Here is a 22,524-nt window from a genome sequence, read left to right as displayed (position 1 = left end):
GGTCCACACCCCGACCATCCCCGGTTCTGCGGGGCGGGCGGTGTGTGAATATAGACCCATGATTCGACCGCGACCCCGCTCCGCCGGCACGCCCGGAAGCAACCCCACGGCCGCACCCGCCGATACCGCCGATAACGCCCCAGCAATCCCCGCGAGCCACACCACGGGCGCCCAAGCCCCGGCGATCGGCAACCTCGGCAAACCCTTCACTAAGGATGCCGTGGATCTGCGAACGACCCTTGCTCACATGCTCCTCGCCGGCGGGGCAGCCGCAGTCATCACCCTCGCCTGCTGGTTCGCGCTGGGGGCAACGAACCTGCCCTCCTTCAACAGCAGCTTCGTCACCAAGGCCCTCTCCACTGCGGCGACCGTCATCGTGATCGGCGCGGCTGCGGGCGCCTGCTTGGTGTGGCTGACCAACCGGCCCGCCAAGCGCCGCTACCTCCTCACCGCGGCGCTCTACCTCGTGCCCGCCGGGCTCGTCGTCACCACGCTCGCCATCCCCCTGGCCGCCACCAGCCTGTACCTGGACGGCATCAGCGTGGACCAGGCATTCCGCACCCAATACCTCACCCGCATGACCGACCACCTCGGCTGGGCGGACATGGCCTACCTGGACCAGCCCAGCTTCTACCCGGGGCTGTGGTTCTTCAGCGGGGGACTGTTCGCCAAACTCACCGGGATGGCCGGTTGGGCGGCATACAAACCGTGGGCGCTGGTCACCCTGTCCGCCACCGCCTCCATGCTTGTCCCCGTCTGGCGCCGCATCACCGGATCCCTGGTCATCGCGGTCGCCGTTGCGCTGGTCTCCACCGCCGTGACCCTCGCCATCGCGGCCGAGGAACCCTATGCCGCGATCGTGGCCATGGGGATGCCCGCGGCCGTTGTCCTCGCCCGGCGCGCCATGCGCGGGGGACACGGCTCCCTGCTGGGGCTCATCGTCTTCCTCGGCCTCTCCGCAAATCTCTACACCCTCTACACCGGGCTTACCGCGATCATCACGATCGCCCTGGCCATCTCCGCCGCCGCCGCGGGCAAAACCATCCGCCCCATCCTGCGCCTCGGTGCCGCCGGAATCGCCTCCATGACCATCGCCGCGATCGGCTGGGGCCCGTACCTGCTGGCCCTGGCCACCCGCCCCCACGGCCCCACCGGCAAAGCGCAGCACTACCTGCCGGACGCCGGCACCTTCGTTCCCACCCCCTTCTTCCAGGCCACGGCGCTAGGGGCGCTGACACTCCTTGGCCTGATCTGGCTGATCATGCGCTCTAAGCGCGGAGACGCGAGGGCCCTCGTCGTTGGCCTGAGCTGTTGCTACGCCTGGGTGGTGGCGTCCATGATCATGGCGCTGGTCGGAACCACCCTGCTGGGCTTCCGATTGGACCTACCCATTTCCCTGATGCTCGCCGCGGCGGGGGTGCTGGCCCTCGCGGACATCCGCATCGTGGGAGTGCGCCGGCTCTACCCCCAAACCGTGAAACCCGAATGGAGCCGGATCGCCACCCGCATCATGGCGATCGTCCTGGCCCTCGGTTGCCTTAACTACGCCTGCACCATCCCCATCAACCAGCGCGACCGCATCGACCTGGCCTACACGGACAGCGACGGCGAAGCCCATCGCGGCGACCGTTTCCCCGCGGACGCCACCCAGTACTACGCGAAGATCGATACCTTCCTCTCCCAACGCTTGAAAACCCGCGCGGGAAGCGTGATCCTCACCGACGAGAAGAGCTTCTTGGCCTACTACCCCTACCACGGCTACCAGGCGCTCACCGCCCACTACGCCAACCCCCTGGGCCAGTTCGAAAAGCGCAACGACGAGATCGAATCGTGGACGGATATCAAGGACCCACAAAAGATGTTGGACGCCATGGACAAAGCGCAGGCAGACAACGGCTGGCATAGCCCGGACGCGATCGTCCTGCGCGGCCAGCTATCCAAGGGCAAGGTCATCCCCAAGGAGCGGTTCAGCTACCTCATCGCCGACGATATCTACCCTAACCAACCAAACGTGCGCTTCCGTACCGTGAACTTCCACACCGAAGCGTTTGCCAGCGGGTGGGACCTGGGCCAAATCGGCCCGTTTGTGGTGGCTGTTCGCGAGCGGGATCGCGGCTGAGAATTTGCCCAGGGTGTGCAGGTGGGCTGCGCTGCCGTGCGGTGTTTGGGGCAGTAGTGACGTAGGATAAACACCCGTGTCACACGTCCAAAAGCAGCAGCGGAGATCGGTTCCAACCCAGAAGTCGAAAGGGTTGTTCAACACCGATACGCGGCAGGGACGCTCACGAATTAAGGCCCTTTCGGTCGTCACCGGCCTCATCGGGTTTCTTCTGTTCTGCGCGACCCCCTTCCTGCCGGTAAACCAGGTCCAGTCCTCCTTCTCCTGGCCCCAGGGCGGCAACCTCAACAGCGTCACCGCCCCGCTGGTCTCCTACTCCCCGGAAAATATCAGCGTCACGCTGCCGCTCTCCGAGGTGAAGGACCTCAACCCCGGCAAGACCACGGTGCTGTCCACCGTGCCGACGGATTCCAAGCAATCCACCTTGCGCGGCATGTTCGTGCGCTCCACCAACGACGGCCTGGACGTGGTCGTCCGCAACGTGGTGCCTCTGTCCGTGAACAAGTCGGAGCTGGCCAAGCTGCCCGATAACGCCGTTCTGCGCATCACCTCCGACTACCAGGGCACCCGCGTGTGGATCCCGGACGCCAAACGCGCCGACGGGACGCCGATGGACGGTTCTATCGGCGGGGATAACCGGCCCATGCTCACCGGGATCTACTCCGAGCTGGTGGACAGCCCGGAGAACACCCAAAAGGCCCAGGACGCCGGGCTGCAGGTCAACGTCAAGGTGGATTCGCGCTACACCTCCTCGCCGAGCATGGTGAAGTACGCCGCGATGTGGGTCGGCGGGCTGCTGACCCTCATCTCCCTGTGGGCGCTGCACCGGATCGACATGCTGGACGGCCGGCCTGGACGCGGGCGGATGCTGGCGAAGGGCTGGTGGAAGCCCCGCTGGATCGACGCGGCCGTCGGTTTTGTGCTGCTCGTGTGGTACATCATCGGCGCCAACACGGCCGATGATGGATACCTGCTGACGATGGCCAAGGCCTCCCACGACTCGGGGTACATGGCCAACTACTACCGGTGGTTCGGGGTGCCCGAATCGCCCTTCGGCGCGCCCTATTACGACCTGCTGGGGCTCATGGTCAACGTCACCGCCGCCTCTACGTGGATGCGATTGCCGGGGTTGATTGCGGGCTTAGTTACGTGGCTGATCCTGTCCCGGGAGGTGCTGCCGCGGCTGGGCGTGAAGATCAACAATCGGCAGGTGGCGCACTGGACCACCGCGGCGATGTTCGTGCTGTTCTGGATGGTGTACAACAACGGCACCCGGCCCGAGCCCGTCATCGCCGTGTTCGCTATCTTGACCTGGGTTTCTTTCGAACGCGCCATCGCCACCCGCCGGCTGCTGCCCGCCGCGGTGGGTACCATCCTCGCCGCGCTTGCGCTGGGGGCCGGACCCACGGGGCTGATCGCCGTCGCCGCCATGCTGGCTTCCCTGGGTGTGCTGATCCGGATCGTCATCCGGCGCCTGCCCGCCCTGGATGCGCCGAAGGGCTCCTCCAAATTGGCGATCGCGACCGCCGTGTTGGCGCAGATTGCGCCGTTCTTGGCCGCGGGCACGGCGATTCTCACCGCCGTGTTCGGTGATCAGACCCTCCGGACCGTTTCCGAGGCCATCGCCGTGCGCAGCGACCGGGGGCCCGCGATGTCCTGGTACGAGGAGTACTACCGCTACACCGCGCTACTGGAGCAGACGGCGGATGGCTCTTTCGCGCGCCGGTTCACCGTACTGATGATGTTCTTCTGCTTCGGCGTGGTCATTGCCTCCATGCTGCACAACCGGGGGCGGGTGCCGGGGGCTGCGAAGGGGCCGTCCACGCGGCTTGTCCTAGTCATCCTGGGCACGATGTTCTTCATGACGTTCACCCCGACGAAGTGGACGCACCACTTCGGCGTGTATGCCGGGATCGGCGGCGCGCTAGCGGGCTTGGCCGCGGTGGCGGCTTCCCATATGGCGTTGCGTTCGCGGCGGAACCGGGTGCTATTCACCGGGGCCACGTTGCTGTTGTTCGCGTTCACCCTGTCCGGGACCAATGGCTGGTGGTACATCTCCAGTTTCGGCGTGCCGTGGTGGGATAAGACCATCCAGTTCGCGGGTATCGAGGCATCTACGGTCATGTTGGTGCTGTCCCTGCTGGTGCTCGTGTGGGGTGTGGTCATTGGATTTCTTTCGGACGCCAAGACCGCGCGCGCCGAGACCAGCCAGGAGTTGGAGGACATCAACCGGGCTGAGCGCAAGCGGACGAAGCGCTTCGCTGGGGTGGCAGCGGCCCCGATTGGAGTGATCACAGCCTTCGTTGTGGTGTTCAGCTTGGCTTCCATGGGCAAGGGGATGCTCTCCCAGTGGCCCGCGTACTCCGTGGGCAAGGGCAACCTCATGAGTCTGGCGGGCAAGACGTGTGAGCTGGCCTCCGACGTGCGGGTGGAGCGGGATACCAACGATTCCTTCCTGCAGGCCGCCGATGGCAGTGGACTGAAGGATTCCCTGGTCGCGCCGGATAGCCGTGGGTTCGAGCCGAATAACATTCCCACCCGGATTAACCCACGCACCGGGGGAAATCAGTCTTCCTCTTCCATGCCGCAGACGAGTGTGTCCAACCAGCAATTCGTCTCTGCGGACGACCCGACCGGGGGCGGCACGGGGAACACGGGGAACTCCGGTTCCAACACAAACGGCACGAAGACGGACAACGCCGCCAAACCGAAAAATGAGCCCACCGGCTCCAACGAACTGGGGGATTCCGGTAACACCGGTGGCTTGCTGAGCGAGCCGGGTATCAACGGTTCTTACGCTTTGCTCCCCTTCGGGTTGGACAGCGCGAAGGTGCCCGTGGTTGGCTCCTTTACCGAGGGGTTGCAGCGCCCGGCCCAGACCACGACGAAGTGGTTCACCCTGCCCGAGCGTTCGGCTGACCGGCCGCTGATCGTGTTCAGCGCTGCCGGGGAAGTGGCGCACTTCGATATGAACGGGGTGTTCCAATACGGCCAGGAGCTGCGCGTGGAGTTCGGGCGCAAGGGCGGGAACGGCAAGTTCGAAAAGATCGGGGAGTTCCTGCCGCTGGACATTGGAACCGCACCGGAGTGGCGGAACATGCGTATTCCTATGGATAAGGTGCCGCCCGAGGCCACGGCTATTCGGATCGCGGCGGTGGATATGAACCTCACGCCCGACCAGTGGATGGCGTTCACGCCGCCGCGGGCGCCGAAGCTGCAGTCCATGAACGATTACCTGGGTTCTAAGGATCCGGGGCTAATCGACTGGTCCGCCGCGTTCCAGTTCCCTTGCCAACGGCCGTACTCGCACTGGGCGGGCGTGGCGGAGGTCCCGCAGTTCCGCATCTCCCCGGACCACTCCGGGCGGTGGATCCACACTTCCGTGATGGACTACTACGGCGGTGGTTCCGTGGGCATGACGGAGATGCTGGCCCGGGCCACCGAGATCCCCACTTATCTGCAGGATGACTGGCAGCGGGACTGGGGTGTGCTGGACCGCCTGCGCACCTACCGCAATGGGGCGGGCGAGGAGCCGAAGCAGGTCCAGCTCCAGGAGGAGACGATCACGCGCTCCGGCCTCTGGTACAACGGCCCGATGAAGTACAACGGCAACTAGGGCCCCCTCCCCCCCTCCCCTTCGCCGCCGTTTCCCCCGTTTTTAACGCTTTCGTGCCGCAAAATCCCCGATCCGTGACACTAAACCGGTAAAAACACCACCCCTGGCCGACCACCAACGCGGACCAGCCGCCAAGCACCGGCACTTCGCGCCTACCGCGGCGACACCGGTCCTCATCGGCAGCAAAACCGAAGCCTCCCTTTGTACCGCTTTTATGCCGCCAAACCCCCAACTCGCAACACCAAACCGATAAAACGGGGTCCTAAACCGCCGTGCCCTCCGATTATCCCCGGGTGCCGCTGGCCGCCGTGCCCGCCGGCGCAGGTGCGGAACCGGCAGGTGCCGTTCCTCGCACATTCGGAGCGGTTGCGGCTGCACCGTTCCCACCCGGGTTCCCATGCCCGGCTTTCCCGCCCCCGGCGTTGCCCGCATTCGCAGGCTGCGCCTTCTCGGCCGCCTTGGCCAGGTCGTTCAGAGCGTTGGGATCCACCTGCACCTGGCCCTTCTGCAGCTTCGCACCCCAGTTCTGCCCACCGGTGAGCTTCTGCAACAGCCCCAGCAACTGCACGACATCCATCTGCCCGCCGTTGGCCTGCACTTGCTGGATCAGCTGATCCACGGGGATCTTTTGACCCTGCGCGTTGAGCTCGTTGAAGGCCTGGGATAGCGCGGTGATGGCGCGCTGGATGTCCTCAGGCTTCACCGAGGAACCTTGAGCCCCGCCCTGGCTGGATCCGTTGTTGCCCGCATCGGCCCCGGCCCCCGCCTGAATCTGCGCGGCGCCCTGCGTCAGCAGCGTTTCCACGGGGATCCGCCCGCCGGCCACACCCAGCAGCAGCATGAGGAAGTCGCTGGGCAGAGGAATGTTCACACCGGTGGCGTGCTCGATGTCGTTGACAAGGTTCGCCTCATTACCCGCAGCGCCGCGCAGCCCCTCCAGCGCATTGGCGGCGTCCCCCGCGGGCGTCCCGTTCGGCATGGAGTTGGCCAACTGCTGAAGCTGCTGGTCAGACCCGTAGTAGGAGTTCAGGTCCACCTTGGTGCGCACACCGTCGACGTCCCCGTCACTGGCGTATTGCCAGAACGTCACTTGCTTCCACCCGCCCGGAATCTCGTTGGGCAGGGAATCGTCATAGTAGGCCAGCCACAGCGGCAGGTTGGAGAACTCCGTGGTGTTCCCCATCTCGTTGAGCCAGAAGTTGTAATAGGTGTAGATGATCGGATCGCGCCCGGTGAGGGTCTTGATCTCGCTGACCCAGTCCCGAGTCCAGGCCTGCAGATCTTCGGGCCCCAGCCCGCCCGTCTCTTCCATGTCCAACACGGGCGGCAAAGTCGGTTGAGCACCGGTTGCCAAGGACGCGGCATAGAACTGCGCTTGGGTGCGCGCGTCCTCACCAGGGCGGGCGTAGTGGTAGCTGCCGGGGGTCACGCCGGCTTCCTTCGCCTTGAGGGAGTCCGTGGAGTAGTAGGGGTTCGTGTAGCCAGTGCCTTCGGTGGCTTTGATGAAGGCGAACTTTTGCCCGCTGGCGGCCAGCGCTTGCCAGTCGATGGCGGCACCGTCGGGGTGTTGATGTGAGGAGACATCGACGCCGTCGATTGCCCAGGAAGGCACGGGTACCACGTCAGTTGCGACGAGCGCGGCGACGGTTGCTGCAGAACCGATGAGCGCAGCGGCGGTGATGCGTGCAGGACCGGTAGTGCGCGCAGAACGGCGCCAGGGGAGGGATAGCATGAGTCACACCATACCCAACAGTCACAATTTTCACATCTATCACATTTGTCACATCCCACCCCGTTGGGGTCCTCATCCCACACCGCCTCGAACCCGGCACCACTCCAGCTAAGCCCGCGGAGGCCACTCCCCCTTCTGGCCGGTTCCACCCTGCGGCCAGCCCTCCGCCCGCCCATCACCCTGCGGCCAGGCGCGGTTCTGCCCATCACCCTGCGGCCAGTTTTGGGATCTTGCGTCACCCGGCGATGTCGGCCAATCAGGGCGCGGTTGTGGTGCATTGGTCTGGAAATTGGGTACGACGCCAGGCCTAGCGTCAAACCCAGCAGGGTGCCCAGCATTGAACGGACCATCGGGCCCACCCACTGGCCAACCGGACCCCCCACCTGAAACGCCGGGCGCACCTACCGGCCATGCGGGCCCTGGCACCGGTTGACTGATCCTCAAGTAAGTCGTGACCGCGGGGTACAACCCCTTACTGCGCTGTTCCCGGGCCTGCTTCGTCGTCTTCGCCACCAGCGTGAGCCACACGATGAACAGCACTACCCACACGGCGATGTTGACGATAACGCCGAAGCTGGTGGGCCACTCCACGTTCCACAGTCCGTGAAAGACGAACGCGATGAACCCGAAACCGAGAATGTTGGCCAACCTCCAGGCCCAGGTGCGTTGCGCCGCGTACAGGGCCAACCCGATCCCGAAGCCCGCGATGGAGGTCAACATCGGATGCAGCCCAAACCCCAGGACGGTCCGCTGTAGAGCGGTGGAGAGGGCCCCGTAGAAGTCCGATTGCGCGTCCAGCAGTCCCTGAGCGGAGGCGTACAGAACGTTCTCGCTGATCTCGAACCCCAGGCCGACGAAGAATCCAGCGACAAGTCCGTGCCACGGTCTGTTCCACCAGGCACGTCCCATCCACAGGCAAAACCACACGCCGAGGGCCTTGGTGGTCTCCTCCACCCAGCCACCGGCGAAGCTCATCTCCAGCGCCGGGACCCCCAGTTTGTACGCCACCCGGGTTGCCGCGTCTTCACTGGTCAGCAAGGACAACATCACGGCCGTTGATGCACCCCACCACAAACTGAGGATGTACAACCGCTTGGGCGTGTTCTTCGCGATGAGCAGGAACCTCGCGCCGAACATGAACACCAGAATGTAAACCAGCGCAACTACCCACCCCACGACCAGTGCAGCCCAAGCATCGGCCCCGTACACCAGGGCAGACAACTGGGTAAAGGCAGTGCCGCATGTCGCCAACACGCAGAACACCAGGAAGATGCCAAACCAAACGTCCTTGAACAGGGCCAGTTTCGGGCGTAACTCGGGCGGGAAGCTTTCGTGATAACCCAAGGGCACGTGGAAGATGGCGTGCTTCCCGTCTGCGGTGCGCCCGTAGCGTTCACCTCCGGCACTCCCGGCCCCGGCACCTTCGGACGGCCCGGTACCCGCAGCGGTCCCTCCAGTCGCGGCGGAAGTGGAAGCTGGGCCCGGCCCTTCGCTCGGTTCCGGCCCCGAACCGATGTGTAGCGGCTTCGTCATTGCGGTTTCCCCTGAGCTCCGCCGATCAATTCGTAGATGAAGTTCTCCACCCCTCTGGCGTCCGGCCCACTCACTTGCACCGAGACCACCGTGCCACTGCCCGGCTCCCCCGAACCCTCGTCCACGAAGCTCACCATCCGGCTGTCTTTCTCCGAACTGGCAACCTCCGCCGCACGCGCCGACTGGCCGCCCTCCGGCTGGTGCTGCACCGCCGCCCCCGCGCGGACCCCCATTTCAGCACGCCCCACCCCTGCACCCCTCAGCCCACTCGCCCCACTCCCCACAACGGATACGTTGAAGTTCCCCGGCCCCTCCTGCGGCAGTTGATCCGTAGACCCACCCAGATCGGCCGCCGAGTAGTCAGTGAGGTACACCCGCTCCGCGCCGATATCGTCCATCAGATGGGGTTTGATCTCGCCAACGCTGTGGCTAAAGTCTTCCGGCTTCACCCCGCGCCACCCCATCGGATCCAGCGCCCGGATACTCCGCTCCACGGCATGCACGGGGTCATTCACACCGGCCATGCCAATGACGGTGGCCTTTACGTCCCCACAATCGAACTCCACCGAACCCGGCGCGCCGATTCCAGACGGCGGGGTACACCCGTCGAGGGCCTCGAACGTCAGGGGCCAGTCCCCGAAGCTCAACAGGCTCTTGTCGTACAGTTCGGCCTGGCCGGGGCTGGTGGTCTCGCGCTCGGGCAGGATGGCGTCCAGAAGAATAGGAAACAGCAGGAATGCCGCCGCCAGAACCAGGACAAGCACGGTGTACCGCACCCGCCGCCCGCCCTGTGTGGGCGCTGGCCGGAACAGCCCTTCCGGGTCTGCGCTGGGCGGGGGACCATCCGGCCGCGTTGTCATCGCCGCAGGACGGGAGGGGGAGATCACCGGCGGCGCCGAATTCCAAGAGGGGGGTTGGGAGGGATGCACCCCGTCAACTTTAACGAAGGGGCTCCCCCTCACGGACTCAGCGCGCTTCGCCGCCGTCCGCAGACACCGCGCCAACCGATGTCCCGGCCGCTCGCTATGGTGGGCCACATGACCGAACAAGGAACCGAACAACCCACGAAAAACCCTGAGCCGCAGGGCCATGAGCAGGACATTCCGGAGAACATCACGGAACGGCCGGCCGCGCGCCCCACCCCGGCGCAGGATCTTTACCGCTACGTCAACGGCCCCTGGCTGGCCAACCACGAGATACCCGCCTATCGCGCCGTCGATGGCCCCTTCCACACTCTGCGGGACCAGGCCGAGGAGGAAGTGCACGCCATTGTGCAAGCCGCCGGTCCGGACACGCGGATGGGTGCGCTGTACAGCTCCTTTATGGACCAGGACGGGGACCGCGGCATTGAGCAGACCGGATTGCGCGTGCTGGAGGAGGACCTCGCCCCCATCCGCGCCGCCGGGGACATCACCGAGCTAGCCGAGGTGCTGGGGCGGTTGGATGTCACCGGCGTAGGCGGTGTGGTCGGTTATTTTGTGGAGAAGGACGCCAAGAGCAGCAGCGTGAGCCTCTACCTCCTCCAATCCGGACTGGGCTTGCCGGAGGAGGCCTACTACCGCCAGGAACAGCACGCGCAGACCCGGGAGGCCTACCTGGTTTTCACCCGGGAGATGTTGGAACTGTGCGAGGAGGGCGGCCAGTCACTGCCCGGGACCTACGCGGGGGATCCCCAACGGGCGGCTCAGGCCATCCTGGACTTCGAAACCCGGCTGGCCAAGGGGCACTGGGACAACGTCAGCAGCCGCGATGCGGACAAGACCTACAACTCGACCGCCGTCGAGGAACTGCCGGATGGGTTCCCCTTCGCCCGCTGGCTTCGCGCCACGGAAGTGGATCCCTCGGTGGACAGCATCATCGTCAGCCAACCCAGCTACCTCCAGCACGTCGCTGACCTGGTGAGTAGCGGCGAGGTCGAGCTGGACACGTGGAAACTGTGGGCACTGTGGCGCGTACTGCTCAGTCGTGCTGCGGCCCTGCCGCGCCGACTCAACCACCGACACTTCGACTTCTACGGGCGCACGCTCTCTGGTGCCACGGAACAGCGGGATCGCTGGAAGCGGGGCGTTGGGTTGGTGGAAAGCCAGCTTGGGGAAGAAGTGGGGCGCGCATTCGTGTCCGAGCATTTCCCGCCGGAGCACAAGGCCAAGATGCTGCAGCTGGTGGACTACCTCATCCAGGCCTACCGCGAGCGCATCAGCCAGTTGCCGTGGATGACCGAAGCCACCCGGGGCAGAGCGCTGACCAAGCTGGAGCAATTCCGGGCAAAAATCGGCTACCCCGACAAGTGGCGGGACTACTCCCAGCTTGAGTTTTCCCCGGCGGGAGAGAACCTGGTTGCCAACATCCGCCGCGGCAACGCTTTCAACCACCGCTACGCCATCGCCAAGCTCAACAAACCTGCTGACCTGGACGAATGGTTCGCTACCCCCCAGACGGTGAATGCCTTCTACAACCCGGTGAACAACGACATCACCTTCCCCGCCGCTATCCTCCGCCCCCCCTTCTTCGACCCGGAGGCGGACATGGCGGGGAACTTCGGCGGGATCGGGGCAGTCATCGGCCACGAAATCGGGCATGGCTTCGACGACCAAGGCTCCAAGTTCGACGGGGAGGGAAACCTTAACTCCTGGTGGACCGACGAGGACCGCGCCGCCTTCACCGCATTGACGGACAAGCTGGTCGAGCAGTACTCCGGGCTCGTCCCAACCGGCCTGGCCCAGCGGGGCATCACCGAGCACAGCGTCAACGGGGAATTCACCCTGGGGGAAAACATCGGGGATCTGGGTGGCCTGGGTATCTCTGTGGTTGCGCTGCAGCGATACCTTGCCGACCAGGGGTTGGACGCCAACTCCGCACCGAAGGCTCCCGTGGAGGGCCTCGAGGGCGAATACACCGCGCTACAACGGTTGTTCCTCCGGTGGGCGCGGGTGTGGCAGACGGCCATCCGCCCGCAGATGAGCGTGCAGTATGTGTCCATCGACCCCCACTCCCCCGCGGAGTTCCGGTGCAACGTGGTGGCCAGTAACGTCGCCGAGTTCTACGAGGCCTTCGAGGTCACACCCGACGACGCCATGTGGTTAGACGAGGCGGATCGCGTCACCATTTGGTGATGGGTGGCTGGTGGTCGGTCGGCGGCGGCCTCGGCGGGGTTAGCCGACGGGGGCCTCGGCGGGTTCAGTCCTCCGGGGCTAAGAGATCCGGCTCGTGGATCTCGTCGGCGGAGGGGTCGTACTCCGCAACCTCGCACACATTGAACAGGGCCCCGCTGGGATCCTCCACGGTGGCCAGCCGACCAAACTCGGCCTCCCAGGCCTCCCGCACCACGGAACCCCCGGTTTCGCGAACGGCCTCCAAAGCCTCCTGCAGGTCCGGAACCCCCAGGTACACCGTCCACATCGCGGGTCCGTCGGTGGAGGGATCGTGCTCATCCCATTGGGCCTTCGTGTCCCACAACCCGGCCACCCCGGCACCCTCGATCTCGCCGATAACATAGCGGAAACCCTCGTCATCGCTAACCACACGCATATCCCAGCCGGTGAGCAAGTGATAGAACTCCACCGTCTCATCCCACTTGGACCCAACCAGCAGCTCGAACCACACCGGGGTTCCCGGCTCCCCGGCGGCTACCAACGCGTGCTCATCCAGGGGGCACTTCAACCCCACGGCGGCCCCGGCGGGATCCACCAGGAGGGCCATGGACCCGCGGTCCCCCAAATTCTCCGGAGCCAACACGCTATTCGCCCCGTGCTCCACCGCAGCATCGTGGGCCTGCTGCACATCAGGTGCGTACAGGGAGAGCCCCCAAATGGGGGAGCTGCCCTCCGGCACCTCCGCAATGCCCGCCACCGGCATTCCGTCGCGCAACGCCACGGTGTACCCCGGCCCCTCCTGCCGGTAATCCCAACCAAAAACCCGCTGGTAGAAAGGCTTGACGCGAGCCACATCGGTGGTGGCCAGGTCCACCCAGATGGGCATGCCGGGTTCGGCAATGATTGCGGGCATTACATGTTCCTCCACTTTTCCGGATCGAAGCCATCGTTAGCCGTGGCCTCATCAAAGTACTCCCCCAGGTCATCCTCCGAATCGGGGGTTCCACCGGAGTCACCCGCGACCACCCGGGCGGACCCCAACACGGAGCCAGTGGCCGTATCCACAACGCTGGCTACATCCCCGTCGCGCAGGACCTTGCCCCGCTGGGTGCACAACTGCCCATTGACGCGAACAGCGCCCTCCGCGATGAGCTCCTTCACTAACCCCCCGGTATCCACCAGGTTGGCGAGCTTCAGAAATTGCCCCAAGCGAATCTCCTCATCCCGGATAGAAACCCTGTGCGCGCTCACGTCGAGGGCGGGATTGTCCCCCGTGGAATCCGGGGGTAGGGAGCCCGCAGAGGGAGTGGCCTGAGGGTGGGCCGAATCGGGCCTGGCATGGGGTTTATCCATGGCCGCCAGTCTACTTTTCCGCCGGACACGGTGCCGTGGAGATGGTTCCGGCAGGACGGTGCCGTGGGCACAACGCCGTGGAGATGGTGCCGCCCGGACAACTCGGGGATTGCGGGCCTAAGCCAACCACCCAACACGCCACCCACGTAGCGCTCACCCGGGACGCCACCCACGTAGCGCTCACCCGGGCCCCGGGGGCCTAGGCGCGCAGGGCCACGTCCGTCGGGTTAATGGACCGCGGCAACGCGGTCTCGCCCATGAGCACGCGATCCACCTCCGCAGCGGCGGAGCGTCCCTCGGAGATGCCCCACACGATGAGGGACTGCCCACGCCCGGCATCGCCAGCGATGAACACGGGCGTGTCGGCGAAGTCCGGAGCCGTTGCGGTGGCCCGAAAGTTGCCATCGCGTACGAGCCGACCACGATCGTCCACCTCCAGGCCGAGGTCGGTCACAACCGGAGTCTGCTCAACCGATACGAAGCCCATGGCGAGGAGCACTAGGTCGGCTTCCATCTCGAACTCGGAGCCCTCGATATTTTCCAGCCCGTTTTCCCCCCTCTGGCATTCGGCACCCTTCAGGCCCGTGACCTTGCCGTCCTTGCCGAGCAGTTCGACGGTGTTAATGCTGAACTTCCGGTGACCGAGCTCAGCGCCCTTCTCCCGGGTAGCAAGGCCAAGCTTCTCAATCTCATCTGCGGACTCGTCACCCGTCACCGTGTATTGGCCCTCCTCATGTGCGGACGCCACCCGCCATTGCTTCGGGTAAGTAGGCCACGGAGTCGATTCAGAGCGCTCTTTTGGCGGGCGGGGCCCGATGTCGAATTGAGAAACTTCGGCCGCACCTTGGCGCAGCGCAGTGCCGAAGCAGTCCGTGCCCGTGTCACCGCCGCCGATGATGACGACCTTCTTGCCCCGGGCGTCGATCGGGGACAGCTCATAGTCCCCAGCGGCGTACCTGTTGGCCTCGGGCAGGTACTCCATGGCCTGGTACACGCCCTTAAGGTCCCGCCCGGTGACGGGCAGGTCTCGGCCGATCGTGGAGCCAATCGCTAGGACAATGGCGTCGAAACCCTTAAGATCCGCAGCGGTCGGCGAGATCTCCGTCTTAAAGATCGTGCCCTCCGCCCGCATCTGCTCCAGGCGCCGGTCGATCCAGCGCTTCTCCATCTTGTACTCGGGCACCCCGTAGCGCATGAGCCCGCCGATGCGGTCCGCCCGCTCGAAGACCGTGACCTCGTGGCCCGCGCGGGTGAGCTGCTGGGCGGCGGCCAAGCCAGCCGGGCCGGAGCCGACGATGGCGACCTTCTGGCCGGTCTGGAAGGACGGCATGACGGGCTTAACCCAGCCCTCCTTCCACGCATGCTCGGCGATGGTGACCTCCACGGTCTTGATGTTCACCGGATCCGTGGAGATACCCAGCACGCACGCTCCCTCACAGGGCGCGGGGCACAGCCGCCCAGTGAACTCCGGGAAGTTGTTCGTGGCGTGCAGGCGCTCGTGTGCTTCCTTCCAGCGCCCCATACGGACCAGGTCGTTCCACTCCGGGATGATGTTGCCCAGTGGGCACCCATCGTGACAGAAGGGGATGCCGCAGTCCATGCAGCGGCTGGCCTGGACCTGGACCTTGTCATCCGAGAACTCCTCGTAGACTTCGTTCCAATCCAGCAGGCGCAACCGGACGGGGCGGGTGGCCGCACCCTGCCGGTCATACTTCATAAAGCCTTTGGGATCAGCCATTACTTCACTTCCTCCATAATTGCCGCCGCGATGTCATCGCGGTCGAGGCCCTGTTCGGTGGCCTGTTGGATGGTCTTAAGCACGCGGTCGTAGTCCCGCGGCATGACCTTGATGAGGTCCTTGGCGTTGACCTCCACGGTGGAGCCGGTGAGGCGACGATGGGTGGCGATGATGTCCTCTAGCCACTCCAGCTCCTCGCCTTCTAACACCTCCTGCAGCTCAACCAATTCCGGGTTGATGCGATCGCGCACCCCGGAACCGTCGTCCAGGATGTAAGCAATGCCCCCGGACATGCCGGCGGCGAAGTTGAGCCCCACCTTGCCAAGCACGACGACGCGACCGCCGGTCATGTATTCGCAGCCGTGGTTGCCGATGCCTTCCACAACCGCGGTTACGCCGGAATTGCGGACGCAGAAGCGCTCGCCGACGGTGCCGCGGATGAACATCTCGCCGCGGACCCCGCCGAAGCCAAGCACGTTACCGGCGATGACGTCGCTGGCCGGGTCCTCCACGCCCTCGTTGTCGGCGGGCCGGATGACGATGCGCCCGCCGGACAGGCCCTTGCCCACGTAGTCGTTGGCATCCCCGTTGAGGGTCATCGTCATGCCCCGGGTGGTAAAGGCGCCGAAGGAGTTACCCGCGGAGCCGGTGAACTCCAACTGGAGAGTGTCCTGCGGCAGCCCCTCGAAACCGGCGGCCCGGGAGATCATGGAACCGGTCATCGTGCCCACGGAGCGGTTGACGTTGCTGATGGGATAGCTCAACTGGATGGCAACATCCTCGCCCGCGGCGGCCCGGCGCACCGTGTCGGCCACGTCCGCGCGGATTTGCTGGTCCAGCGCGCTGCTCAGGCCGTGGTCCTGCGCCTTGGTGCGGTGCAGGTCCTGGTACATGAACGGGCTGTTCGGGCGCTTGAAGATGGGGCTGAGGTCCAGCTTCGCAGCGGTCTTGTGCTGCACGGCCATCTCCCCGGCGGTGAGGCACTCGGAGTGTCCCACGGCCTCCGCGATGGAACGGAAGCCCAGCTCCGCGAGGTATTCCCGCACCTCCTGGGCGATGAACTGGAAGAAGTTCACGACATGCTCGGCCTGGCCGGTGTACTTTTCCCGCAGCTTGGGGTTCTGCGTAGCGATGCCCACCGGGCAGGTGTCCAGGTGGCACACGCGCATCATGATGCAGCCGGAGACGACCAGCGGTGCGGTAGCGAAGCCGAACTCCTCGGCGCCGAGGAGGGCGGCGACCATGACATCGCGACCCGTCTTCAACTGGCCGTCGCATTGCACGGTGATGCGGTCGCGCAGACCGTTCATCAGGAGCGTCTGCTGGGTTTCCGCAAGCCCCAGCTCCCAGGGGCCACCGGCGTGCTTAAGGGAGTTCAGCGGGGAGGCACCCGTTCCGCCGTCGTGGCCGGAGATGAGTACCACGTCGGCGTGGGCCTTGGACACCCCGGCGGCCACCGTTCCCACGCCCTGCTCGGCCACGAGCTTGACGTGGATGCGGGCATCGGGGTTGGCGTTCTTCAGATCGTAGATGAGCTGCGCCAGGTCCTCGATCGAGTAGATGTCATGGTGCGGCGGTGGGGAAATAAGGCCCACGCCAGGAGTCGTCACCCGGACCTCCGCAATCCAGGGGTACACCTTGTGCGGTGGCAGCTGGCCGCCCTCACCGGGCTTAGCACCCTGCGCCATCTTGATCTGGATATCCGTGCAGTTATTGAGGTAGTGGCTGGTTACGCCGAAGCGTCCGGAGGCCACCTGCTTAACGGTGGAACGCTTCCAGTCGCCGTTGGCCTCCGGCTCATACCGAGCCGGGTCCTCGCCGCCCTCGCCGGAATTCGACATGCCACGCAACCGGTTCATGGCAATGGCTAAAGTTTCATGCGCCTCTTGCGAGATTGAGCCATACGACATCGCGCCCGTTGCGAAGCGCTTTACAATTTCGCTCACCGGCTCCACCTCATCGATGGGGATGGCCGGCCGATTGCTGTGGAACCTGAACAGCCCACGCAGAGTTGCCAGTCGGGTGGACTGGTCATCAACTCTCTTCGTGTACTCCTTGAAAATGCGGTACTGCCCGGTGCGCGTAGCATGCTGGAGCTTGAAAACGGTCTCCGGGTTGAACAGGTGGTATTCGCCCTCGCGGCGCCACTTGTACTCGCCGCCGATCTCCAGCTCCCGGTGTGCCTGCTCCTCCGGCCGGGGCAGGAAGGCGCTGCGGTGGCGAACAGCTACATCCTCCGCGAGCTCCTCCAGGCCGATGCCGGAGATGGGGCTGAAGGCCCCCGTGAAGTAATCGTCCAGCAGTTGCTGGTGCAGGCCGGTGATATCCGCCAACTGGGCGCCCCTGTAGGAGGCGACGGTGGCGATGCCCATCTTCGACATGATTTTCAGCAGCGAGCTGCCACAGGCCTTGACAAAATTGCGCTGCGCGTCCGCGCCGGAGATGTCCCCCAGCCGACCGGCCTGTGCCAGATCGTCGATGGACTCCAGCGCCATGTACGGGTTAATGGCGTCCGCACCAAATCCGATCAACATGGCCATGTGGTGCACCTCGCGCGCATCACCGGATTCGATGATGAGAGAGGCGCGGGTACGCGTCTTTTCATTGACGAGGTGCTGGTGCACTGCGCTGGTCAGCAACAGGGACGGAATCGGGGCGCTGCGCTCGTCGGACTCCCGGTCCGTGAGCACGATGATGGTCTTGCCTGCAGCGATGGCTGCGGAAACCTCGCGCCGCACACGGGCGATGGCCTGCTGCATGCCGCGGCCGCCGTGGGCTACCGGGTACAGGCCGGAGATCGTCGCGGACTGGAAGGCGGAGTACTGCTCGTGCTGGCCGGCCGCCACAATGTTGGCAAATTCGGAGTTCAGCAGGATCGGCGTTTCCAGGTGCAGCCGGTGCGCGGCTTCCTTGCTGGGGTTCAACACATCCGTCTGCGCACCCAGGTGGGTGAACAGGCTGGTCACCATCTTCTCGCGGATCGAGTCCAGCGGCGGGTTGGTCACCTGGGCAAATCGCTGGGCGAAGAAGTCGTACAGCATGCGGGGGCGATCGGACAGCGCTGCGATGGGAGTGTCCGTGCCCATGGAGCCAATGCCCTCGGCGCCGGCGGCGGCCATGGGGCGGATGAGGGTCTCCAGGTCCTCCTCGGTGTAGCCGAAGACCCGCTGACGCAGCACGATGCGCTCGTGGTTCATCTCGATCTTCTCGGCCTGCGGCAGGTCAGCGGCTCGGACGAGCTGCTCGTCCACCCATTCCCGGTAGGGCTGATCGGCCAGTTGCCTCTTGATCTCCTCGTCGGGGATGATCCGGCCCTGGGCCGTGTCCACCAGGAACATTTTGCCCGGCTCCACGCGGGTGCGCTGCACTATGTCCTCCACCGGGATGTCCAGCACGCCCGCCTCGGAGGCCATGACGACCAGCCCATCCCGCGTCACCCAAACACGCCCGGGGCGCAGACCATTGCGGTCCAGCACGGAACCGATCACGGTGCCGTCGGTGAAGGCCAGCGCGGCCGGGCCGTCCCAGGCCTCCATCATCGTGGAGTGGAACTCGTAGAAGGCCTGCAAATCCGGTTCGATGGCGCTGTTGCGCTCCCATGCCTGGGGCACCATCATGAGCACCGCGTGCGGCAGGCTGCGGCCGCCGAGGTGCAGAAGCTCCAGGGCCTCGTCGAAGCGGCCGGTATCGGAGCCGGCGGGGTCGCAGATCGGCAGGGCCCGGTTGATGTCGCCCAGGATCTTCGAACGGATCTGGGATTCACGCGCGCGCATCCAGTTCTCGTTGCCGCGCACCGTATTGATCTCGCCGTTGTGCGCCAGCATCCGGTAGGGGTGCGCCAGCGGCCAGGAGGGGAAGGTGTTCGTGGAGAACCGGGAGTGCACGATGGCCAGCGCCGATTCCACCCGCGGGTCCTGCAGGTCCAGGTAGAACTCCCGCAGCTGGGGAGTGGTGAGCATCCCCTTGTACACCATGGTGCGGCTGGACAGGGAGGGGAAGTACACTGTGTCCCCGCCGGAGCCCTCCCCGGAGCCCTTGAAGCCCAGCTCCCGCTCGGCGCGTTTGCGCACGAACCACGCCCGCCGGTCCAGCTCGATGCCGCTGAGCAGCTCCCCGTTGTCGCCGTCGGCGCTGATGAAAAGCTGGTAGAACAGCGGTTCAGCGTCGCGGGCGATGGCGCCAAGGCTGGAGTTGTTGGTGGGCACTTCCCGCCAACCCAGGATGTTCATGCCCTCTTCTTCGACGATCTTTTCCACGTCGTGCATGGCATCCAGCGCGGCCATGCGGGAGTTCGGAAGGAAGGCGATGCCCGTGGCGTACTGGCCGGCCTCGGGCAGCTTGATATCGGAATCCTGCAGCACGGCGCGGTAGAACTTGTCCGGCACCTGGATGAGGATGCCGGCGCCGTCGCCGGTATTCTTCTCCGCACCAGCCGCGCCGCGGTGGTCGAGGTTGATCAAAGCCTGGATGCCTTTTTCCACAATGTCGCGGGAAACGCGGCCGTGCATGTCCGCCACGAAGGCAACACCGCATGCGTCGTGCTCGAACTGCGGGTCGTAGAGACCCTGGCGGGCAGGATAGTTAGTCATCATTTGTGGCCTTAGAGGTCGTCAGTGTGTCAGGCTCGCCGGCGTGGCGGGGGGGTGCCCGTGTCCGTCCGGTTCCATGGGCCCACCGTTGCGCTTGTCAGGGGGGTCCGCCCCTCGCTGGTTCGGTGGGGTTACGAGTTCACAGTGGGTTAATAGGTTCACCCACTCCCACCGACCTCGCAAAATTAGGGTTAGCTAACCGATCGGCGGCAGTGAGTGGACGGGTGCGGCCAGGCTCTTCTCTCCCGCCCGCGCTGCAGGAAAACGTTATTTTTGAAACACATTTTCGTACCCCAGCGATGATAGTTGCCCTGCTGCTTTCTGCACAGCCCCCGGCGCTGCGGGGCGGGGTTGACCCCGAAAAGCCGTACAGGGCCCATGATCTGCGCCACAATGGGGGCTATGACCACAACTGCTGCCCCTGGTTCCTCCACGTCGGCCACCCCTTCGCCCTCCCAGGGGGGTGCTACGGCCGCGTCGGCGCACACGTCCGGCCAATCCCGCACGTCCGACCAATCCCATCCCCCGAAGTATCCCACGCTCCTTTCCCCCATCCAGGTGGGCAAGCGGCAGTTGCGCAATCGGGTGATCATGGGCTCCATGCACACGGGCCTGGAGGATGATCCCGCTGATGCCCCGAAGCTGGCGGCCTTTTTCAAGCGACGTGCGCAGGGGGGCGTGGCTGCGATCGTCACTGGCGGCTTCCCCCCGACCATGGAGGGCAACCTAACCCCCTTCGGTCACCCCTTCACGGACGAGGAGACCGTTGCGGCCCACCGTCAGGTCACGGATGCCACCCACGAGGGCGGGGCGCTGGCCATCCTCCAGTTACTGCACTCGGGTCGTTATGGCTATCACCCCATGGCCGTGAGCGCTTCCGATACCCAGTCCCCGATCAGCCCCTTCCCGGCGCGCGAGATGACGGTGGAGGAGATCGAGGCAACCATCGCCGCCTATGCCCAGTCTGCGGTGAACGCGCGCGAGGCAGGTTACGACGGCGTGCAGGTCATGGGGTCCGAGGGCTACCTCATCAACCAGTTCCTCGCCGAGCGGGTGAATCAGCGAACCGATGACTGGGGCGGGTCGGTGGATAACCGCCAGCGTTTCCCGGTGGAGGTGGTCAAGGCCATCCGCGCCGCGGTGCCGGAAGATTTCATCGTGGATTACCGGATCAGCGTGCTGGATCTGGTGGAGGGCGGCCAGACCCAGGAGGAAATCCTCCAACTAGCGGAGAAGTTGGAGGCCGCGGGGGCGGACATGTTGAGCTCCGGCATTGGGTGGCACGAGGCGAAAATCCCCACGATCGTCACCTCTGTGCCGCGGGCCGCGTTCTCCTGGGCTACGGCGGCGCTGCGGGAGCGGGTGTCCATCCCGGTGGTGGTGTCCAACCGCATCAATACTCCGGAGGTCGCCGAGTCTCTTCTGGATGGTTCCTGGGCCCCTGCGGGTGGTTTTGCTCATAACGACGCCAACACCGAGCGCCTCCCGGGCACCCCCCAGGGGGATCTGGTGTCCATGGCTCGGCCGTTGCTGGCGGACCCCGACTTCGTCCGGCGCGCGGAGGCGGATGAGGCGAACCTGCTGAACATTTGTATCGCCTGCAACCAGGCTTGCCTGGACCACACCTTCGACAACCAGCGGGCTAGCTGCCTGGTAAACCCGCGCGCCTGCTACGAGACGGAGTTAGAGCTGCTGCCCGCCACCGACGTTAAGCGGGTGGGCGTGATCGGCGGGGGTGTCGCCGGCCTGTTCGCGGCGGAGGCGCTGGCTCAGCGGGGTCACGCCGTGGAGGTCTTCGAGGCGGCGGATAAGGTCGGCGGGCAGTTCCGGCTGGCGATGATGATCCCGGGGAAGGAGGAGTTCGTGTCCTCCCTGGTCGGTGTGCAGGCCCGCCTGGACAAGCTGGGGGTGAAAATCCACACGGATTCGCCGCGCAATGCCCAGGAACTGCTGGAATCTGGCTTCGACGAGGTTGTCGTGGCCAGCGGGGTCACCCCCCGGATCCCGGACTTCCCGGGTGTGCGGGAGGGCTTGGCCGGGAAGATCGACGGGGTGGAGGTGATGACCTACGCGGAGCTGGTCTCCGGGGTCAAGCGCGCCGGGCGGTCCGTGGCGGTCGTCGGTGCCGGGGGCATCGGCTTCGACGTCGCCGAGTACCTGCAGGATTACCGGGACGGCAAGCCGCAAGAGCTCAAGAGCTGGAACGAGCAATGGGGGGTGACGACGGATCCGGCGGCCCGGGCGGGATTGACGACAGCCCATCCCCACTGCGGTCAGCGGGAGGTGTTCATGGTCCAGCGGAAGATCACCCCGATGGGCAAGAATTTGAACCGGACCACGGGCTGGGTGCACCGGGCCACCGTGGTCATGGGTGGTGCGGAGTTGATCGTGGGCGCCGGGTACGAGGGGGTGGACAGCGAGGGGCTGCACATCACCGTTCCGGCTACGGATCCGAAGGCCATTAACAAGGCCATGAAGGACGCGAAACACATCCGCAACAAGGAGGAGCGCAAGGAGGCCCTGGCGCAGATCGAGCGGGATATGGCGGAAAACCGGGTCCAGCGCACGCTGGGCGTGGACACGGTTGTGCTGTGCACCGGCCAGGAGTCCGTCCGCCCCGACGAGATCTCCCCGGATGCCGCAGAGGCGCTCCGCCCGCGCGTGCACGTCGTGGGCGGAGCGGATGTTGCCGCCGAACTCGATGCGAAGCGCGCCATCCGCCAAGCGGTGGAGGTCGCCGCCCAGATCTAGG

At 65.4% G+C, this 22,524-nt stretch carries 11 protein-coding genes; 4 read left to right on the top strand and 7 right to left on the bottom strand.

The features are described from left to right. The first annotated feature begins 58 nt into the window (after positions 1-58). Together CHEID_RS00465 and CHEID_RS00460 are read left to right on the top strand one after the other, a co-directional pair. The gene (locus CHEID_RS00465; protein ID WP_112770174.1) at positions 59-2,119 is read left to right on the top strand and encodes a galactan 5-O-arabinofuranosyltransferase; all 2,061 of its coding nucleotides are present in this window, start codon (positions 59-61) and stop codon (positions 2,117-2,119) included. Positions 2,120-2,195: 76 nt separating this feature from the next. After that, positions 2,196-5,735 (top strand): arabinosyltransferase domain-containing protein, encoded by a 3,540-nt coding sequence (locus CHEID_RS00460; protein ID WP_420536380.1) that lies wholly within the window; start codon positions 2,196-2,198, stop codon positions 5,733-5,735. A gap of 283 nt (positions 5,736-6,018) precedes the next feature. Here the strand turns inward: CHEID_RS00460 and CHEID_RS00455 are convergent, their stop codons facing one another. The 3 genes from CHEID_RS00455 to CHEID_RS00445 form a co-directional block, all read right to left on the bottom strand. After that, positions 6,019-7,467: a glycoside hydrolase family 25 protein gene (locus CHEID_RS00455; RefSeq protein WP_112770340.1), complete on the bottom strand. Its 1,449-nt coding sequence runs from the start codon at positions 7,465-7,467 to the stop codon at positions 6,019-6,021. A 108-nt stretch (positions 7,468-7,575) separates the two neighbouring features. Continuing rightward, on the bottom strand, positions 7,576-9,000 hold the full coding sequence (locus CHEID_RS00450) for a PrsW family intramembrane metalloprotease (protein WP_112770339.1): 1,425 nt from the start codon (positions 8,998-9,000) through the stop codon (positions 7,576-7,578). Continuing rightward, on the bottom strand, positions 8,997-9,929 hold the full coding sequence (locus CHEID_RS00445; RefSeq protein ID WP_273661158.1) for a hypothetical protein: 933 nt from the start codon (positions 9,927-9,929) through the stop codon (positions 8,997-8,999). The genes CHEID_RS00450 and CHEID_RS00445 overlap by 4 nt, the downstream gene beginning before the upstream one ends. 108 nt (positions 9,930-10,037) lie before the next feature. On the opposite strand from CHEID_RS00445, the gene CHEID_RS00440 reads away from it, so the two are divergent. After that, the gene (locus CHEID_RS00440; protein ID WP_112769603.1) at positions 10,038-12,113 is read left to right on the top strand and encodes a M13 family metallopeptidase; all 2,076 of its coding nucleotides are present in this window, start codon (positions 10,038-10,040) and stop codon (positions 12,111-12,113) included. A gap of 64 nt (positions 12,114-12,177) precedes the next feature. On the opposite strand, the gene CHEID_RS00435 is transcribed toward CHEID_RS00440, so the two are convergent. The 4 genes from CHEID_RS00435 to gltB form a co-directional block, all read right to left on the bottom strand. Continuing rightward, on the bottom strand, positions 12,178-13,005 hold the full coding sequence (locus tag CHEID_RS00435) for a VOC family protein (RefSeq protein WP_112769592.1): 828 nt from the start codon (positions 13,003-13,005) through the stop codon (positions 12,178-12,180). Further along, the gene (locus tag CHEID_RS00430; RefSeq protein ID WP_238599331.1) at positions 13,005-13,343 is read right to left on the bottom strand and encodes an RNA-binding S4 domain-containing protein; all 339 of its coding nucleotides are present in this window, start codon (positions 13,341-13,343) and stop codon (positions 13,005-13,007) included. Before CHEID_RS00430 ends, CHEID_RS00435 begins: the two co-directional genes overlap by 1 nt. Before the next feature lie 301 nt (positions 13,344-13,644). Continuing rightward, complete coding sequence (locus CHEID_RS00425; protein WP_112769594.1) at positions 13,645-15,183, bottom strand: glutamate synthase subunit beta; 1,539 nt, start codon at positions 15,181-15,183, stop codon at positions 13,645-13,647. Next, positions 15,183-19,772 carry a glutamate synthase large subunit gene (gene gltB, locus CHEID_RS00420; protein WP_112769595.1) on the bottom strand — a complete coding sequence of 1,530 codons (4,590 nt, stop codon included), beginning with the start codon at positions 19,770-19,772 and terminating at the stop codon, positions 15,183-15,185. Before gltB ends, CHEID_RS00425 begins: the two co-directional genes overlap by 1 nt. A gap of 402 nt (positions 19,773-20,174) precedes the next feature. Here gltB and CHEID_RS00415 point away from each other — a divergent pair, with 402 nt between their 5' ends. Continuing rightward, positions 20,175-22,523 (top strand): NADPH-dependent 2,4-dienoyl-CoA reductase, encoded by a 2,349-nt coding sequence (locus CHEID_RS00415; protein WP_112769604.1) that lies wholly within the window; start codon positions 20,175-20,177, stop codon positions 22,521-22,523. Position 22,524 lies beyond the last annotated feature (1 nt).

Source organism: Corynebacterium heidelbergense, assembly GCF_028609845.1.
GTDB lineage: Bacteria > Actinomycetota > Actinomycetes > Mycobacteriales > Mycobacteriaceae > Corynebacterium > Corynebacterium heidelbergense.
This window is presented reverse-complemented; position numbering and strand designations above follow the sequence as displayed.

Coding starts and splice junctions, on each gene's coding strand:
- CHEID_RS00465 (WP_112770174.1), top strand. CDS start 59: ATGATTCGACCGCGACCCCGCTCCGCCGGCACGCCCGGAAGCAACCCC.
- CHEID_RS00455 (WP_112770340.1), bottom strand. CDS start 7,467: ATGCTATCCCTCCCCTGGCGCCGTTCTGCGCGCACTACCGGTCCTGCA.
- CHEID_RS00450 (WP_112770339.1), bottom strand. CDS start 9,000: ATGACGAAGCCGCTACACATCGGTTCGGGGCCGGAACCGAGCGAAGGG.
- CHEID_RS00440 (WP_112769603.1), top strand. CDS start 10,038: ATGACCGAACAAGGAACCGAACAACCCACGAAAAACCCTGAGCCGCAG.
- CHEID_RS00435 (WP_112769592.1), bottom strand. CDS start 13,005: ATGCCCGCAATCATTGCCGAACCCGGCATGCCCATCTGGGTGGACCTG.
- CHEID_RS00425 (WP_112769594.1), bottom strand. CDS start 15,183: ATGGCTGATCCCAAAGGCTTTATGAAGTATGACCGGCAGGGTGCGGCC.
- gltB (WP_112769595.1), bottom strand. CDS start 19,772: ATGACTAACTATCCTGCCCGCCAGGGTCTCTACGACCCGCAGTTCGAG.
- CHEID_RS00415 (WP_112769604.1), top strand. CDS start 20,175: ATGACCACAACTGCTGCCCCTGGTTCCTCCACGTCGGCCACCCCTTCG.